General features: G+C 39.1%; 16 protein-coding genes. 3 read left to right on the forward strand and 13 right to left on the reverse strand.

Annotated features, from left to right (window positions below):
• The 6 genes from ACFSR0_RS07905 to ACFSR0_RS07930 all read right to left on the reverse strand — a co-directional run bounded on the left by ACFSR0_RS07905 (position 1) and on the right by ACFSR0_RS07930 (position 6,470).
• Positions 1 to 297: a PTS sugar transporter subunit IIB gene (locus ACFSR0_RS07905; protein WP_379981596.1), complete on the reverse strand. Its 297-nt coding sequence runs from the start codon at positions 295 to 297 to the stop codon at positions 1 to 3.
• A gap of 14 nt (positions 298 to 311) precedes the next feature.
• Positions 312 to 785: a PTS sugar transporter subunit IIA gene (locus ACFSR0_RS07910; protein ID WP_379981598.1), complete on the reverse strand. Its 474-nt coding sequence runs from the start codon at positions 783 to 785 to the stop codon at positions 312 to 314.
• A gap of 1 nt (position 786) precedes the next feature.
• On the reverse strand, positions 787 to 2,856 hold the full coding sequence (locus ACFSR0_RS07915) for a BglG family transcription antiterminator (RefSeq protein ID WP_379981600.1): 2,070 nt from the start codon (positions 2,854 to 2,856) through the stop codon (positions 787 to 789).
• Between the two features lie 289 nt (positions 2,857 to 3,145).
• Positions 3,146 to 4,513, reverse strand: a complete 1,368-nt coding sequence (locus ACFSR0_RS07920) for an MFS transporter (protein WP_379981602.1) — start codon at positions 4,511 to 4,513, stop codon at positions 3,146 to 3,148.
• A 156-nt stretch (positions 4,514 to 4,669) separates the two neighbouring features.
• Positions 4,670 to 5,902 (reverse strand): L-lactate MFS transporter, encoded by a 1,233-nt coding sequence (locus tag ACFSR0_RS07925; RefSeq protein WP_379981604.1) that lies wholly within the window; start codon positions 5,900 to 5,902, stop codon positions 4,670 to 4,672.
• A 274-nt stretch (positions 5,903 to 6,176) separates the two neighbouring features.
• Complete coding sequence (locus ACFSR0_RS07930; protein WP_379981606.1) at positions 6,177 to 6,470, reverse strand: hypothetical protein; 294 nt, start codon at positions 6,468 to 6,470, stop codon at positions 6,177 to 6,179.
• Positions 6,471 to 6,548: 78 nt separating this feature from the next.
• Between ACFSR0_RS07930 and ACFSR0_RS07935 the strand changes: the two genes are divergently transcribed.
• The gene (locus ACFSR0_RS07935) at positions 6,549 to 6,902 is read left to right on the forward strand and encodes a MerR family transcriptional regulator (protein WP_379981608.1); all 354 of its coding nucleotides are present in this window, start codon (positions 6,549 to 6,551) and stop codon (positions 6,900 to 6,902) included.
• Here ACFSR0_RS07935 and ACFSR0_RS07940 read toward each other — a convergent pair.
• Positions 6,899 to 7,915 carry an NADP-dependent oxidoreductase gene (locus ACFSR0_RS07940; RefSeq protein WP_379981610.1) on the reverse strand — a complete coding sequence of 339 codons (1,017 nt, stop codon included), beginning with the start codon at positions 7,913 to 7,915 and terminating at the stop codon, positions 6,899 to 6,901. The genes ACFSR0_RS07935 and ACFSR0_RS07940 overlap by 4 nt on opposite strands.
• A 189-nt stretch (positions 7,916 to 8,104) precedes the next feature.
• Here ACFSR0_RS07940 and ACFSR0_RS07945 point away from each other — a divergent pair, with 189 nt between their 5' ends.
• Entirely contained in the window at positions 8,105 to 9,052 is a 948-nt protein-coding gene (locus ACFSR0_RS07945; RefSeq protein ID WP_379981612.1) for a Gfo/Idh/MocA family protein, read from the forward strand.
• A gap of 38 nt (positions 9,053 to 9,090) precedes the next feature.
• Here the strand turns inward: ACFSR0_RS07945 and ACFSR0_RS07950 are convergent, their stop codons facing one another.
• Genes ACFSR0_RS07950 through ACFSR0_RS07960 form a run of 3 tightly spaced genes read right to left on the reverse strand, consistent with a single transcriptional unit; the run spans position 9,091 to position 12,656 of the window.
• A complete protein-coding gene (locus ACFSR0_RS07950; protein WP_379981614.1) occupies positions 9,091 to 9,978 on the reverse strand; it encodes an ROK family protein in 888 nt (295 codons plus the stop codon).
• A 13-nt stretch (positions 9,979 to 9,991) separates the two neighbouring features.
• Positions 9,992 to 11,356 carry a glycoside hydrolase family 1 protein gene (locus tag ACFSR0_RS07955; protein WP_379981616.1) on the reverse strand — a complete coding sequence of 455 codons (1,365 nt, stop codon included), beginning with the start codon at positions 11,354 to 11,356 and terminating at the stop codon, positions 9,992 to 9,994.
• Entirely contained in the window at positions 11,346 to 12,656 is a 1,311-nt protein-coding gene (locus ACFSR0_RS07960) for a PTS sugar transporter subunit IIC (protein WP_379981618.1), read from the reverse strand. The genes ACFSR0_RS07955 and ACFSR0_RS07960 overlap by 11 nt, the downstream gene beginning before the upstream one ends.
• A 28-nt stretch (positions 12,657 to 12,684) precedes the next feature.
• Here ACFSR0_RS07960 and ACFSR0_RS07965 point away from each other — a divergent pair, with 28 nt between their 5' ends.
• Entirely contained in the window at positions 12,685 to 13,485 is an 801-nt protein-coding gene (locus ACFSR0_RS07965; protein ID WP_379981620.1) for a MurR/RpiR family transcriptional regulator, read from the forward strand.
• On the opposite strand, the gene ACFSR0_RS07970 is transcribed toward ACFSR0_RS07965, so the two are convergent.
• The 3 genes from ACFSR0_RS07970 to ACFSR0_RS07980 form a co-directional block, all read right to left on the reverse strand.
• On the reverse strand, positions 13,473 to 14,855 hold the full coding sequence (locus ACFSR0_RS07970) for a glycoside hydrolase family 1 protein (protein WP_379981622.1): 1,383 nt from the start codon (positions 14,853 to 14,855) through the stop codon (positions 13,473 to 13,475). The two genes, ACFSR0_RS07965 and ACFSR0_RS07970, sit on opposite strands and share 13 nt — an antisense overlap.
• A gap of 149 nt (positions 14,856 to 15,004) precedes the next feature.
• A complete protein-coding gene (locus ACFSR0_RS07975; protein WP_379981624.1) occupies positions 15,005 to 15,739 on the reverse strand; it encodes an alpha/beta hydrolase in 735 nt (244 codons plus the stop codon).
• A 127-nt stretch (positions 15,740 to 15,866) separates the two neighbouring features.
• Positions 15,867 to 16,544 (reverse strand): HAD family hydrolase, encoded by a 678-nt coding sequence (locus ACFSR0_RS07980; RefSeq protein WP_379981626.1) that lies wholly within the window; start codon positions 16,542 to 16,544, stop codon positions 15,867 to 15,869.
• Positions 16,545 to 16,567 lie beyond the last annotated feature (23 nt).

The following is a 16,567-nucleotide window of genomic DNA, read 5'->3' on the forward strand; positions in this document are numbered from 1 at the left end:
CTAGTTTCCATTTATTTTGTTCACTGCATCCATGATTTCTTGTTCGACTTTTTCAGTACCAATACCTGTTAGAAATGCCATCGCTTTAATCGCTGGGATTCGATAAGATGTTGGTAACATAGTTGTAGAAATTAAAAGATCTGCATCATCTTGCTTCGCTGCTGCCTCCGCAATTTTAATTTGTGTAATATCAACTGGCACATGATTGGTTTTGAATAAATCCTCTACTTTTTTCATTACAACCGTTGATGTAGCAATGCCTGCACCACATGCAACTAATACTCTAATTTTTTTCATTGTTCTTCCTCTTTTCATAAATGATTTTGTTTGATAATTGTTAACAACTCCTGACTATCTTGAGCTGCAATTAATGCCGCAAGTAGTTCATCATTTTGTAGCAGTCCCATTAACGACTGCAACATTTCTAATTGAGCGTGAGGCTCATTCAAACCTAATACAAAAATAATTTTTGTTGGTACTATCATCTGATTGTCTTCCATACTTTTAAAATCAATCGGACACTGATTGACAACAATCGCCACGAATTCTTTGCTTACTAAATCGGCCTCTGTGTGCGGAATTGCTGCACCAAATTTTTGAAGAGGAATCCCTGTCGGAAATTCTTTTTCACGATCAGTCAACCCTTGAAAAAAACCGGGCAATACCAATTCAGCTTGTTCTGCATCAGATGCTATGGTTCGAAACACCTCCTCTTGCGATTGAAAGTCGGCTTTTGTATAAATCAAATCAGTTCTTAAATAATCACTCAGCTTTTTTTTCGTCATGCTATTTCCCCCAGTACTGGTCATTGTGTTCTTTTAAAAGTTGGAGTCCTTCTTGAATGGTCGCTACCTCAGCCAACTTTTCTGCATAGATTGAGCCCGCAAGATGCATCATTTCCAACAATAAGTCAATATGCTTTTCCTTGTCATTCGAAGCCAATAAAATAACTAAATAGATGAGTTGTTCGTTCTCTTGGATGAGCCCATTGCGAACAATTCCCATGCTGATTCCTAAGTCAAATGCTCCTGCCTCTGCCACCGTATGCGGGAGTGCAATTTTATTTCGTAAAACGATATATTCCGGAATCGTAGGCATTTCAGCTTGAATGGTTTGAATATAATTTGGAGATATAATCTGCGCTTTTTCTAATGGTCTCGCCAATTTAGCTAGTACTTCGGGCCAAGTCGTCTCCTCTTCAAATAATTGAAGGGTTTCAGTATTCACTAAATCAATTAGATGGTTTTGTTTGGGTTCAAAAATAGGTGCCTTTTCGCTCTGAAGCAAGCCCATCAATTCATCATATAATCCAGCTTCATTTTCAAGAGTGGTATGTTTTTTGATTAGTGCCATAATTTCTTCGGGATTTACAGCACTGTATCCTAGGTTCATTGTCTTTGATAAAAAATGTTTTCTTAGTTGTTTTTTTTCATCTTTGGATAGAAAACTATCTACTTCAAATACGGGTAAATCCGTTTTAAGTGGAACTGCCGAAAAAACATAGTCAACCTCATATGAATACTTGTAGAAATCTCTTTGGGAGACAACATCAACAAAATTAATTTCTGGAAATAATTTTTGTAAGGTGCTTTTTAGCAACACAGCAATAGCTGTGCCATTTCGGCAAACAATTATCGCCTTTTTTTGCTCTTCACCATTCAGTTTGAATGAATGATTTTGTAAAATATGACTTGATATGAATAGGGAGATATAAAATACTTCTGGTTCAGGAATCTCCTTTTGAAAATATGATTCTAGTGGACCCAGTGCTTTTTTCACCAAAAAATAGAAAGAGGACAAATCATTATTTATGGTATGTGGCAAATATTTTGATTGAAGATTTAAGTGGTACTTGATTCGATAATAAGCTGGTCGCATATGAATCATTAAATCATTTAACAGCTGCTCTCTATTTTCAATTTCAACACCTGCAATCCGCTCGAAATTATCCATCACTTGGATCAGTGACTCGTTAATATCTTTTAGCACTTTATCGTTCAGAAGTTCTGCTTTTGAACTATTCGATGTCAAGATTAGTAACGTCAAATACACCCGTTCATTTTCATCTACTTCTGCTACATCTCCTATCGTGCGTTCAATCAAATGATACTCACGTGTATCCGCCAATTCCCGATCATTAATGCGAAAATCATATGCTACCTTTTTCCCTTTTTTGATTCTACAAATGATAAGCAGAATCAAATATGGGAGCATCTCCATGCGTTCATCCGTAAATTGAATATTCAGTTCATTTTCGACCGTTTCCAATCGTTCCTTCATCCCAAGTTGTTCGGCTAACTGAATATTGGCAAAGTGTGCAACTTGTTGTTCTCCTATTGGTAAATGAAATACAGCAGTCAGTGTTTCGACAAGGAGATTTCGTTTATCCCATTCAGAGCCATCAATGTAGTATCCTTTCCTTCGGGTATAAATCAGATCCAGTCCCATTGCTTCTAATGACTTACGTAGAACTGACAAGTCTCGTAATACCGTATTGCGGCTGACCTGAAATTCATATAGGAAATGATTGACCGAAATAAAATCTTCTTTACTTAATAGCATCAATTGGATGAGTTGAACCCGTTCTTCACTAGAAAAAAGATAGTCCTCTTGGGTTGTTTCAAATGATTCTGCCTGATAAAATTGGAAAATTTCTTTCTCAATCAAAAAATGACCTGTTTTCGTCCGTTTGATTACTTTGAGTTGAACTTCTTCCAAGGAATCATTCAGCTTATTTAAAGAATAGCTCAGCTGACCCGGAGTAATGGCTAGCTTTTTGCTTAATTCACTACTCGTTAGTTGTGGATTCTTCATCAGTTCTTGAAATATTTGTTGTGTTCTCTCTTCTAAATTCATATCCATCCCTCTTTATGAGTTCATTTTATAATAAGAACGCTTACATTTTAAAGCATCGTTAAGTCCAATTATTTTTGTTCATTTTTTCCTACATGGTGCTCATACTAAGAAATTCATTTCACATACTATATGATAACACAGCTACTTTTTCCTTTCTCTTTCGCAAAAACGTTCTGAGGAGAAAGACTGATTTCTTATGAGTGTAGCCATAATAAAAAGAATAAGAGATCATTCTTACCTAATTAAGTAAAAACGATCTCTTATTTCGTCAAAATTCTTTTAAATCATTCTATTTTTTTCTTATTAAAAAGTAATAACTACTTGCAATCAAACTACTTAGCAAAAGTAGGGACAATGTTAAAACAGAAACAATTGATCCGGAGATTGTCCCTTGTACAATCGATGTGTTGGGGATTGTTTGAAAAAAACCTAGGATAGCAGCAACAATAGTGGTCGCAATTGCCCCTGAAAATTGTTGCAGCGTATTATAGATGGTATTGCCATCACTATACGCTTCTTTTGCTAGTTGGTTCATTCCCATAGTCATCATGTTACTATAACACAGGCCATTTCCAATCATGAACACCACATGTCCCAATACAAGAAGGGAAACTTGTGCCATTTGCATAAAAAGAGCAAGTGAAAGCCAACCAATACAGGCAATACTTAATCCAAGCAGAATTGGGTATTTCGGGCCTCTTCGATCAAATAGCTTGCCAGCAACAGGCGCCAACAATGCCCCTACCAAAGCACCAGGTAACATCATCAATCCAGCGATGAAGGATGTTTTTCCAAGAACGAATTGAACATAGTTTGGCAATACAAAAGAAATTCCTAGCAATAGAAACTGACACACTAAAAACCCAAATAAAAAAATTCGAAAGCTTTTTTGTTTCATCACATCTAATCGCACTAGCGGATGTTTCGTTGTCTTCACTCGGCAAAAAAACAATCCGAATCCTATCATGGCAAATGCCAAGCCTATCCATCCAATTGGTTGCGTAAGTTGATTCAAAAAGAGTAAGCTTCCTGTGAAAAAACAGCCGATGCCAATTAGTCCAGGGACATCTAACTTACTGGTTAATGCAACACTTATTTCAGGAATCCCACGTAATCCAATGACAAGCGAACAAAGTAATACTGGTATTAAACACAAATAAATTGCATGCCAAGTAAAAACAGATGACAAAAATCCACCATACGTTGGACCAATCGCTGGAGCAATTGCCGTCGTTAGCGTTCCCACCCCAATCATTGTGCCTCGTTTTTCCAAAGGATAGTATGTAAGAATGATGTGAAACATTAACGGTAAGGCTATTCCTGTGCCAATTCCTTGCAATAAACGACCAAGCAAAAGTAACCCAAACGTCGAGGCAATCGCATTTAAGATCACCCCTATTAAAAAGAGCAGGTTGGCACTCATAAATAATTTTCGAATTGAAAAACGTTTGATCAAGTCATTGGATAATGGGACCATTATAGAAATCATCAGGAGATAGATGGTTGTTACCCACTGGACATCTTTCGTCGAGATACCAAATTGTTGAATAAGATCCGGAAAGGTGACATTCATCGCCGTTTCGATCAATACACCTGAAAAGGTCAAGATGCCCGTTGCCAAAACGGCAAGTTGTTTATTAAGTTTTGCTTGTTTCATTCTTTTCCCCCATTCTGTCCAGAAAAAAAGAGACGATTTCTATCGAAATAGAAACCGCCTCTTTCATCGATATGTTCTTTCACATACCCTCTGTACGATTAAACAAGGTTAGTTTACCGAGGAATATGGATGCTGTCAAACTTCATGAGAAAATCATTAAAGGACTGTTCGTTCCTTCAGTGACGGGGCAAAGGTCTTACGTATAACCAACGACACACCTAGACCCACCACATTCAAACCAATAAAGATTAACAGTGATGGTCGATAACTTCCTGTTACTTCATGCAGATAAGAGAGCAGGACAGGGCCAGCAATACCAGCCATCGCCCAAGCCGTAAGGACGTATCCATGAATTGCTCCTAGTTCTTTCGTACCAAAAACATCCCCTAAATACGCCGGAATAACAGAGAAGCCTGCACCATAACAAGACAGCAATAAACAAAAGGCTAAAACGAAGAAATACATATTGCCGAGAATAAAAATACTTGCAAACATCACTAGATTCACGACAAAGATGACTGTGAACGTATTCGGCCGACCGATATAATCTGAAAGTGTGGCCCAAATCAATCGACCAAAGCCATTAAATAACCCTAAAATTCCCACCATAAAGGCTGCGACAACTGCCGACATATTGGTCATCTCTTGCGCCATTGGAGATGCCGCAGATACTAAACCAATTCCACAAGTGATATTAATAAATAGCATCACCCATAAGTACATAAAAGAACGCGTCTTGACTGCTTCATTAGCTGAAAGTTGCTTTCCCCCAGTTAGGCTTGTGCCAACAGGTACTCGCTTCTGCGTTGAATGGGGGAGTGGCTCATCTGGCTTGCGAATAAATTGAGCAGCCACAATCATAATAACAAAATAAACAATGCCTAAACTATAAAAAGTCGGAACTACGCCAATCGTCCCTATCAATTGTTGCGCAATCGGACCAGTCAACATTGCTGCAAATCCGAAGCCCATTATGGCTAAGCCCGTCGCCAATCCGCGTTTATCGGGAAACCATTTGATAATCGTCGATACCGGCGTCACGTAGCCTGCTCCCAGACCCAATCCGCCAATAACGCCGTACCCTACGTACAACAACCAAAGTGCGTCCGTCTGAACGGCTAAACCTGTTAATACAGTCCCTAAACCATAACAAATACTAGAAATCGTCCCTGTGATATGTGGTCCAAATTTTTCAACCAACCGTCCCATAAAGGCTGCCGACATCCCTAAGAAAAAAATTGCGAGACTAAAAGCCAATGAAATGGAAGATTCTGACCAAGTGGTTGCTTGAGCGATAGGAACGGAAAAAACACTCCACGCGTATACAGAACCAATCATTAAGTGTAGCAAGACACCAGCAAAAGCAACGACATACCGATTTTTCTTCAACATAACCCCTCCAAATCGTTTTTAAAAACGAACATTTTTTCATAAAAAGCGTGTACTGTTCGTTTATGAATTCATAATAAAGAAAGTTTGTGCAAAAGAAAAGTGAAAGATAACAAATTTGTTCAAATAAAATCCGAACGTTCTTCTTTTCCTTCTTTTTCGGTTCCTTTTCTCACAATAAAGAGGATTTTTCAATTCAGCAACCATTTGCTAGTATCTATTTTCTCCATTACCGCTTCACAAAAATCCTTCTCAAATTCACAGTCTTTGGTTATCAACTGATCCAGTAGACGAAACTAACGAGAATAAGTGAAAAAATCAAACGAATCAGAATGTGTCTGGGTGTTACTTTTTGGAACACAATCACACCATTTAAAATAGCCGCAAAGAATAATGTCTCTATTCCGAAATACAAAAACGGCAATTTTACTAAGGCTAGAAAAACCAAGACTACCCCCATTAAATTGCACAGTAACGTGCTTGGATAGTGTCGGATGGAAATCGCCTTAATTGCGGCTACTCCCATCGCACTCGCATACAAAAGTGACAGACCAATCAAGAAATGCATCCTCTAACCTCCTTTTTTGCTATACTGATAGTAAATCATACGTGGTACACCACCTGACAAGCATGGGAGGATTAGCTTTTGTACATTGGTGAATTTATCAAAGAAGTTGCTTCAACGAGGGAAACTGTTCGGTACTATATTGAAGAACAATTACTGATTCCTCAAAAAAAGGAAGGTAAATACGATTTTACCAGAGAAGATCTAGCTGATTTCATGGCAGTTAGAGAATTACGTGCGCTAGGTCTCCCCATTCGATTAATCAAAGAGATTAATCAAAATCGAAAAGCTTGTGGTACTAAGACACAATGGCAAGCCAATTTACAAATCATTGAACAAGAACTCAACCGAGTACAAACAGAAATCAATACCTTAACTCAACAGCAAAACCAATTGCTAGATTTGCAAAACCAATTGAGAAAGAAACTTTCTTAATGCGTAGTAGTCATCTCTTCCTCTGGTCGAATGACAATGACAACTTTTCCTTTCACATGACCTTTCTTCACTAAATTGATGGCCGCTTGCCCATTATCCATCGAAAATTGCTCTTCAATATGAATAGGATACTGATTTTGATCAATTAACTGAGCAATCTTTTGCAATTGATTGCCATTTGATTGGGTAAAGAAGGCATAAAAATGGCCTTCTTTTTTACGTGCAAGTCGTGTAAATCTCGAAGTGGCTACTTTTACGAACAATTGGGCTCCCTTACCAAGACCAATTTTTTGAGCAAAGTCTGCGGTTGGTAGCGAAACGATGGTTGCGACGCGTCCACCTTTTTTTAACACGGAAAAGGAATCAACTAAGGTTTGGCCGCCCCTCGTATCAAAAACTGCATCTACTGAAGAAAGGACTTCCTTGAAATCGGTTGTTTGATAGTCAATGATTTTTTCAGGATGATAGGCTGCTAAAAATGCTGCTCCTTGTGCACTAGCAGTGGTCACCACTTGGGCACCCATTGCGTGAGCTAACGCAATCGCGGCAGACCCCACACCTCCCGATCCACCAGTAATCAAAAGCGTTTGCTTTGGTTGAAGTTGTAGGCCTTCTTCCAGACCTTGCCAAGCAGTTAAAGCGGCCAAAGGGACAGATGCTGCTTCAATTAAGGAAATGGTTCGTGGCGCATGTGCAATATCGTTGGGGTGGACAGCAATATATTCACAAAAACTTCCTGTGTGAGGAGCACGACCAAATACTTTGTCCCCAATTTGGTATCCTTGAACATTCACACCAACCTCCTTTACAATTCCTGAAAAATCATGACCTAATGTCAGAGGAAGCTTGTTGCCCAATACCCACTTTCCATCACCTTGTTGAATTTTATAATCAACTGGATTGACACTTGCCGCAACAACTTCAATACATAGCTGCTCCGCTGTAATTGTTGGTTTCTCAACTTCTTGTATCTGCACATCTTCACCATAATGATTTATTTGTAATGCTCGCATTTTTTCTCCTACTTTCTTTTATAGTTGACCAGTCAACTATAAAAGAAGCGAAATCATTTTACAAGAAAACAGAATTAAAAAATTTCGTGTATACTGATAATGAATGTATACTTATTGCCATTCCTAACTTTGACGAATAAAACCACCCACCTGATTCAATAAAATACCTAAGAGAAAGTAGGTCAACAAATGATTAAATGGGGAATTATCGGCGCTGGGAACATTGCCCATCGTTTTGCAACTAGTCTCGCATCCTTTGAAAACGCCCAATTAGTAGCAGTTGCTAATCGCACGATGGCCAAAGCCCAGTCCTTTCAAGAAAGACATCACGCACAGATGGCTTTTGATAATTATCAAGAACTACTAGACCTGGAAGAAATTGATATGGTCTATATTGCCCTACCACACGCCTACCATGCCGAATGGATCAAAAAATCCATTCTTGCTGGCAAAGGCATCTTGTGCGAAAAACCAATCGTGATTCACGCTGATGAATTGATAGCCATTCAGCAATTATTAGCTAAGCAACCGGTATTCTTTATGGAAGCGATGAAAAATCGCTTTACGCCAGCTTATCAAAAAATGGCCCAACTAGTGAAGGGAGGTGCGATTGGTACGATCCAAGAGATTGAGACTTGTCTACGGCGAGACATGCCAAAAGAAGGAACAACGTACCATTATCTACCTGAACAAGGTGGTTGCTTACTTGACATGGGAATCTACAATATTGCCTTGCTGACTGATTTTGTTCACGGAACACCTACAATTGATTCTTTAAACGCTACCTTTGCTGATAGCATTGAAATTTCGGTTGAAGCAACCCTAACTTGTAATCAAATCCCCTTAATCATCGAAAGTGGCTTTGACTTATTCAAACCGGCCCTCGCCACGATTAAAGGAACCAAAGGCATAATTACGATACCTGACTTTCACCGTCCGACGTCCTTTCACATTGATTATCTGGATGGTCAGAGCCAATCGTACTCTCTTCCTTATATTCAGGATGATTTTCATGGAGAGGTTGCCCACGCAATGAATTGTTTTCGTCAAGGTCTTTACGAAAGTCCCCAGATGTCTTGGTCAGACTCCTTACGCTGTGCTCAATGGATTGACTGGTTGAAGGCTACTGGCAAATAAACATCCAGGACAACGAAATAACTTCGTTGTCCTGGATGTTATTGTCCATATATAGTTTGGTATTGTTTCACGGCGCCAATTAAGTTAGCATCATTGTGAAACAGACACGTGTCCAACTCTAACGCTGGAATGGGGATTGGTAAACGTGTATAGAAAAGCGTCATGCGTTCTTGTAGTTTTTTGAAGAAGAAATCATTTTGACTAATTCCTCCGCCAATCAAGACGCGTTGTGGGTCGTAACACATTTGAAAATTAAATAATTGTTGGGCAAACTGATCCAAATATTCTTCCAGCACGGCTACTAATTCGGCATCACCTGCTTCCATTTGAGCAAACAGTTTAATGCCGTCTAATTCTGTCTCGCGCACAGCATTTAATGCGTTCATTAAATTAGGGATTCCGACTTGCGGTCCTAGTAATGCTTTAGTGTGATACTGCCGAATATCTTTTGTTAGAACAATCGACAATTCACCAGCAAACAAATGCGTACCTTTGTATAACTGACCGTTAATAATGACCGATCCACCTAAACCCGTCCCCAGTACCAACACTAACCCATTATCAATGCCTTTCAGATTACCTTGCCACATCTCTGCCAAGGCGGCACAACGCGCATCGTTTTCGATTGAGACTGGGCAGCCGTAGCGTTGGGATAATAGTTTTTGCAAGTAGACACGATCATTGTATCGTAAGGAGCCACCTTGTCGTACATAACCTTTGTCGGTATCGATTGTTCCAGGAAGACTCATCGCGATACCCTCCCATCCAGTCGGCAATGTTTGACAAATTTCATCAATGGCTTCTAGAAAAGCTTGTTGCGTAGTTTGAGGTGTGGGTACTTTGCCATTATAAGACAGTTGTTTCGTCGCTGGATCATATAAGGCATATTTCATAAATGTTCCGCCAACATCAATGACACAAAGCATATTCCTTCCCTCCTTATACTGTTTGACCATTTGAAGAAATGACTGTTTGATACCAATAAAAGCTATCTTTCTTATAACGTTTCAAGTCTTTTAAATCAAAGTCGCTACGGTTAACATAGATAAAGCCATAGCGTTTGCGCATCCCTTCATGCGTACTAATGACATCAATGGCACTCCATGGACAATACCCAATAAATGGTAAGCCTTCATCAACACATTTTTTCAGTTCTACAATATGATCACGTAGATAATCAATACGATAGTTGTCATGAATGGTACCATCTTCTTCTAATACATCGCGACCACCTAAACCATTTTCAGTGATGAGCATTGGCAAATGATACCGTGAATAAATTTGATGCGCTGTCACACGTAGACCTACCGGATCAATCGTCCAACCAAATTCTGTTTTTGGTAGGGTTGGATTTTCAGCACTGGCAAAGTAGCCAGCAACTGTCAATCCTTTTTGTTGGTCGCCTTGCTCAGTCGTGCCACTCACTGGATTAGCTTTGGCACAAGCCGTATTGTAATAATTAAATGCAACGTAGTCACACGTATTTTCTTTCATCATTTTGCGATCTTCTTCAGTAATTTCTGGCTCTGCATCCAATGAACGCAATACTTCTAAGGCTTGCACATTATAGATACCATACACCGCAGCATCTAAGTACAACCAATTACGAAACGCACTCATATAATCGGCAGCTAGTTGGTCTTCGGCGGAAGAGGTCGCTGGATATACGGCACAAATATTGGGCGCAGGTCCAATTTTTCCTGGATAGCCACCATCATGATAGATCCCCATCACTTTGGCTTGAGCGACTAACATATGGTGATTTTCTTGGAAAATATCTTTCCAAGATTTTTGATTTCCTGACAGTAATTTGCCTGCTAGTGTTAGCATGTTTTGTTCATTAATCGTTTGCCAATAGGTCACACGATCACCGAACGTATCAAAAAGAAAGTGACAATACGTTGCAAATGCGTCGATGGTTTGACGATTGCCCCAGCCACCTACCTCTTTTAAAGAAGCAGGTAAATCAAAGTGGAAGACAGTCACGATGGGTTCAATCCCATTTTTTTTCAGTTCATCAATTAACTGACTATAAAAGGCAACACCTTTTGGATTTACTTTGCCATTTGGCATCACGCGACTCCAAGAAATAGAGAAGCGATATGCTGTCAATCCTAACTCCTTAAACAAAGCAACATCTTCTTGCCAATGATGATAATGGTCGGCAGCTACTTTGAAGTCTGTTGTATCTTTGGGTACTTGACGAACATCTTGAACTGATGGTTCTTTGCCGTCTTCATTCCACGCTCCCTCTACCTGATAGGCACTCGTTGAAGCTCCCCATAAAAAGTTTTTATTGAACATTGTTAAGCTCCTTTTCATTTTGTAATTCTTTACGATCTAATGCTTTCACAAATGGTAAGTAAACAAAGACCATCACGACCAAACAAATAATTCTTAGAGTCAAACCTTGCCAACCCATTGAAAAGAAGCTTGCGATCATTTTAGGCGTCGTCCATGGTAATCCTAAACCAATGACTGGGTTGTAGTAAGATACAAAGCCTGTCACAGAACCAACGTAACCAATCAACGCAGTGATGACTGTACTTAGTAAAAATGGTACCAATAAGATTGGATTTAACATTACTGGTAAACCGAAAATAACTGGTTCATTCACATTGAAGAAGTTTGGTACGATTGATACTTTTGCAAACGAGCGATAGCGTTTGCTCTTACCAAAAATCAAGATAGCAATCAATAAACTTAAGGTACTACCGACAGCATCGTTGTTCAGGAAGCTGTTTAAAATCATAATGTCTTTGTACGGTAATGTTACTCCTTTTTGAAATGCTTCAATATTGGCCATTGCCATGGTCATCAATAATGGCACTAATGCGCTATTAATGGCATTAGGATGAATGCCAAAAAAGAATAATCCGTTTGCAATGATTGTAATAAGAATTAAAGCTGGTGCGGAACTTCCTAGTTTCATCAATGGTCCCCCAATGACCGTTTGCACCAATGTAAAAACATTTTCAAGTGGTGTATAGCTTAAACCTATTCGGATAACTACAACTCCAATTAAAATAATTAAAGCGATGATTAATGGTTCAAAAGATTGCGTAACCATTGGTGGTACACCTTCAGGCATTCGAACAAGTAATTTCTTATTTGATGCTAATGCTAAATAAATTCTAGTGACAATCAATCCGACAATAATTGCAACAAACATCCCTGAACTACCTAAATAATCATATGAAAGGGCAGCAACTGGATCTTTTGTTCCGACTGTTTGTGGCATTAAAATAAGAAATGTACCTAAAGATAAGAAAGCTGCCATCATCGGATTGCCGCTTGACTTATTTAACAATTTTGTGTAAGTATATGGAATGGAAACCGCAATCAATAAGGCAATCGCATTTAACGTTCCACCCATGACTGCATTAAAGTGCGTGATTAATCCAATTTTGGTTAACCATGTGTTGATTGCAGGAATTGGGAAGTTAGCTAAGATTGAAAATAGTGACGCACCTAACGTTAATGGTAACGTATACATTAGCCCACCAGATATAGCCTGAATCGTCTTATTTTCACCAAATTTTGTTGCTAATGGTAAGACACTTTTGTCAATAAATGTTTGAAAACTGCTATAAGCTTTACTCATTTCATTCACCTTTCTTATGGAGGAAATTATGGATCCAATTTCAAAACTATTGCAATACTTTAACGAAGAAGCGGCCGAAAGCACCTATTATTCGTTAGTATTATTTACTTTACAAAATATCAAACAACTATCTACCTTATCTATCGTCGAATTTTCGGAAAAAACTTTTGTATCAAAACCTACAATCACGCGCTTTATTCACTTTATGGGCTTTGAAAACTACAAATCATTTAAACTTTATTTTCAAACACTGAGTACTTCTTCTAGAAATTCTTTTCTACGTCTAACCGCTCATGAGGCCGAGCAAATTGTTCAACAGCCGTCCGAATATTTCTCCGACTACGCGCAACAAGTCATTCGTTCGATTGAAGATGCCACTAAGACCGTCCGCAGTGAAGAGGTAGACCAAATTATCCACTCGGTCTTAGCTGCAAATCGCGTATCCTTCGTTGGCTTTAGTGATGCGCGCCATATCGCACGGGACATTCAATTAGGATGTCTCTCAGCTGGCAAATTAGTCACAGTACCAAAAACGACAGCGAAATTTAGCGATATCCAAAACACTTATTCAAGTGATGACTTAATAGTTATTTTGTCAAATTATGGGAATTTCTTCCACGTCTACTATGAGTTCTATCAAAAATTAATTAAAAATCATGTTCCTGTAATTTTGATTACGCAAAACTATTCGTCGATGGACTCATTTGATTTTAAACAAACCCTTTACCTCTGCTCACAAAGACATCTAAGTGTCGGCAATTATCCAATGCGTTTGTTTTCTGATTACTTTGTTCGCCGACTGATTTTTTTAGCCAATCATGATTGTTGATGATTGGCTATTAAGTTTTGATAATAATAATAGCTATCCTTCTTATAACGTTTTAATTCTTTTTCATCAAAGTCCGTCCGATCTACATAGACCAAGCCGTATCTTTTTTCCATGCCATCCCCGACACTTAACAAATCAATAAACGACCACGGATTAAATGAAATCACATTGACCCCATCTTCTACTGCATAAGCAATTTGCTGTATATGTTCTTCTAAATAAGCAATCCGCATTTTGTCATGAATTTCCCCATCTTCTAGTTTTTCTTTTTCAGACCAGCCACATTCTGTGATGATGATTGGTGTCTCTGCATAACGATCCATTAGCTGTCTCAAGCCATAGTGAATACCTTGAGAGTCGAAGTTCCAACCCCAATCCGTATACACCAGATCTGGGTCTTCAATGCGCTTCATGCGTTTTAATATCGGCATTTGTTGCGTTTGATTCGGTAGTGCTTCGACAATCGTTGTGCAATACCAATTGACTCCTAAAACGTTGGCTTTCCCCTGCGACAAAATTGTTGCATCGCCACTTTCTGTAACAATTGATATGCCCATTTTAATCAGTTCATTTTGGAAGTATTGCGGAATTTTACCTTTTAAAGCAACATCCATCTGTGCAAAAGAATAAAAATCTTCGAGTTGTTTGGCTACTACCATATCCGCTGATTTTCTAGATGCAGGTAATGTCGTAATATACGAAATCGCTGGACCAATCAAGCCATTTGGATATTGATCACGGTACAGTTTGTATACTTGTGCTTGCGCTAACCACATATGATAATTTGCTTGATAAGCTAGTTGAAATCGTTCTTTTTCTGGCAAATCTAGGGAAATCCCTAGCATATCCGATGCAACAACTAATACCGCTTGCTCATTGATTGTTAACCAATGGGTCACCTTATCACCAAACTCATCCAAAAGGCACTTGGCATACTTCACAAAATCAGCAATAGATTGTCGATCAACCCAACCACCATATTTTTCAATCAAGCCCATTGGTTGATCAAAATGATACATAGTAACAATTGGTTCAATCCCATTAGCCAATAGATGATCAATTAATTGATGATAAAAGGCAAGACCGTCCGCATTTGGTTCCTGTTCATCCCCCATCGGAAAGATTCGTGGCCAACTAATTGAAAAACGATAACTTGTTAGTCCCAGCTCTTTCATAAGCTGAATATCTTCTTCCCAATTGTGGTAATGGTCGACGGTCACTTTTGTGTCTAATTGTTTACTACTTTTCTTAAATGAGCGAATATCTGCAATAGAAAGTCCTTTCCCATTTTCTTGGTATGCGCCTTCGACTTGGAAGGCACTCGTAGATGCACCCCATAAAAAATTTTTGGGTATAGCAGTTATATCCATAGATGATGCCCCTTTCTTGATAAATCTATTATATAGAACGCTTACAAATATTTGTTTCCACATTTAGCTATTGAATTTTCAAAAACAAGGAGGAAGTTTCAAAAAACTGAAACTTCCTCCTTGTTTAACTATTTATTTTTCAATTTTAACTACTTTACTTGTTGAGATATCCATTTTTCAGCTAATGTTGGCCAAATGGATATTGCCTCCTCTTGTTGTGCAAGACCTAATCCATGTGGACCATCTGGAAACAGATGGCTTTCACAGGAAACACCGGCATGATTGAGACAATCTAGCAGCAAGAGCGAGTTTTGAATGGGGACAGCCGGATCGTTCCATGTACTCCATAAAAAAACGGGTGGCGTTTGGGAATCAATTCGATTTTCCAAAGAATACTGCTCCTGCTCTGTTGGCTTAACATGATGAAGAAAGGTTTCTTGGCACCCTTTGTGCGCAATAGGAGCAGTCAACGTAACGACTGGATAGGATAAAATCAAGCCATCTGGACGATTGGCCAGACTTGTTCCAAATAAGCCAGCAGTATGGCTACCTGAAGAAAAACCAATCACAAAAACGTTACTAATCCGCTTATCCTCCTTTAACCAATTCAATGTTTCTTGTATTTCCTTTAAATAGGTTTCAGGATAGATATCATTTAAAGGATAACAAAAAATACCACTATGATACCCTAATTGTCCCAACCATTCTTTTATCCGTTGTCCTTCCTTTTGGTAAGACAGCTTTTTGTAACCTCCGCCTGGACAGATGACAAAAAATGGTCGAACTTGTTCATCCAAAAAGTAGGTTTCAAGCCGACTTTCCCGATTTTCTGTAATAAATTCTGGGTACGTTTCTTCTTCCGTCTTTCCTTTCATAATCTTCATTATGATCGCTTCCTTTGATATACATGTTTACTTCTCTTCTGCACCCTGTGAGCCAGAGAAGTCGTAACAACTGAGTTCCAACTTTACTATAGTCTCCTGTGAAAACTTTCGTCAAGCAATACACTAATTACCGAATCATTTTTGTTTGCCGTAGCCATTGCATAGCCGCTTGAAAATCAGGTGCTTCATGCAAGACATTTTGCCAATCAGCCGAGTGGGTCACCCCGCCGGTATTCTTTTCTGGAATGAGTACTAATGGAATACCAGCCGCTTCTGCCGCTCGTGCGCCTACCAATGAATCTTCAAAAACAAGACCCTGATGTGGTTCAATCTGCAACTTTTTTAGAGCCAATTGATAGATAGCCGGATTGGGTTTTGCTTCCTGAACCAAGTCACCCGTCACCACTTCATCAAAGTACGCCCCCAACTGATACTTTTCAAAAATTTGACTGGTCCGTTGACTAGCTGTTGAAGTCACTAATGCAGTTACATAGTGCTGTGTTTTTAAATAGCGAATGCTTTCTAGAAAATAAGGCTTAAGAGGAATGCGATTGGCCTGTAATTCTTCTACAAAATAAGCTTCTCGTATCTGGCGAATGAGCGGAATCTTAGTGACATCGCTAACGATTTTTTCCAGCTGCGCAACTGTTTGTTTCGAGCTCTTGCCTGCCGTCTGCTTTAAAAAGCTCTCAGGCAACTCCTCCCCCGCTGCTTTGGCACCGACCCGCCATCCCTCACGGTACACGCGCTCGGTATCAATAATTAATCCATCCATATCAAAAAGAATTGCTTGTACTTGGGTCATTGTCTTTTTTCCCTCTCCTTCAC

This window comes from Enterococcus camelliae, assembly GCF_042685105.1.
GTDB classification, from domain to species: Bacteria; Bacillota; Bacilli; order Lactobacillales; family Enterococcaceae; genus Enterococcus_G; species Enterococcus_G camelliae.

Excerpts from the sequence above, each read along its gene's own strand:
- ACFSR0_RS07905 (WP_379981596.1), bottom strand. The coding sequence starts at position 297 with ATGAAAAAAATTAGAGTATTAGTTGCATGTGGTGCAGGCATTGCTACA.
- ACFSR0_RS07910 (WP_379981598.1), bottom strand. The coding sequence starts at position 785 with ATGACGAAAAAAAAGCTGAGTGATTATTTAAGAACTGATTTGATTTAT.
- ACFSR0_RS07915 (WP_379981600.1), bottom strand. The coding sequence starts at position 2,856 with ATGAATTTAGAAGAGAGAACACAACAAATATTTCAAGAACTGATGAAG.
- ACFSR0_RS07920 (WP_379981602.1), bottom strand. The coding sequence starts at position 4,513 with ATGAAACAAGCAAAACTTAATAAACAACTTGCCGTTTTGGCAACGGGC.
- ACFSR0_RS07930 (WP_379981606.1), bottom strand. The coding sequence starts at position 6,470 with ATGCATTTCTTGATTGGTCTGTCACTTTTGTATGCGAGTGCGATGGGA.
- ACFSR0_RS07940 (WP_379981610.1), bottom strand. The coding sequence starts at position 7,915 with ATGCGAGCATTACAAATAAATCATTATGGTGAAGATGTGCAGATACAA.
- ACFSR0_RS07945 (WP_379981612.1), top strand. The coding sequence starts at position 8,105 with ATGATTAAATGGGGAATTATCGGCGCTGGGAACATTGCCCATCGTTTT.
- ACFSR0_RS07950 (WP_379981614.1), bottom strand. The coding sequence starts at position 9,978 with ATGCTTTGTGTCATTGATGTTGGCGGAACATTTATGAAATATGCCTTA.
- ACFSR0_RS07955 (WP_379981616.1), bottom strand. The coding sequence starts at position 11,356 with ATGTTCAATAAAAACTTTTTATGGGGAGCTTCAACGAGTGCCTATCAG.
- ACFSR0_RS07960 (WP_379981618.1), bottom strand. The coding sequence starts at position 12,656 with ATGAGTAAAGCTTATAGCAGTTTTCAAACATTTATTGACAAAAGTGTC.
- ACFSR0_RS07965 (WP_379981620.1), top strand. The coding sequence starts at position 12,685 with ATGGATCCAATTTCAAAACTATTGCAATACTTTAACGAAGAAGCGGCC.
- ACFSR0_RS07970 (WP_379981622.1), bottom strand. The coding sequence starts at position 14,855 with ATGGATATAACTGCTATACCCAAAAATTTTTTATGGGGTGCATCTACG.
- ACFSR0_RS07975 (WP_379981624.1), bottom strand. The coding sequence starts at position 15,739 with ATGAAGATTATGAAAGGAAAGACGGAAGAAGAAACGTACCCAGAATTT.
- ACFSR0_RS07980 (WP_379981626.1), bottom strand. The coding sequence starts at position 16,544 with ATGACCCAAGTACAAGCAATTCTTTTTGATATGGATGGATTAATTATT.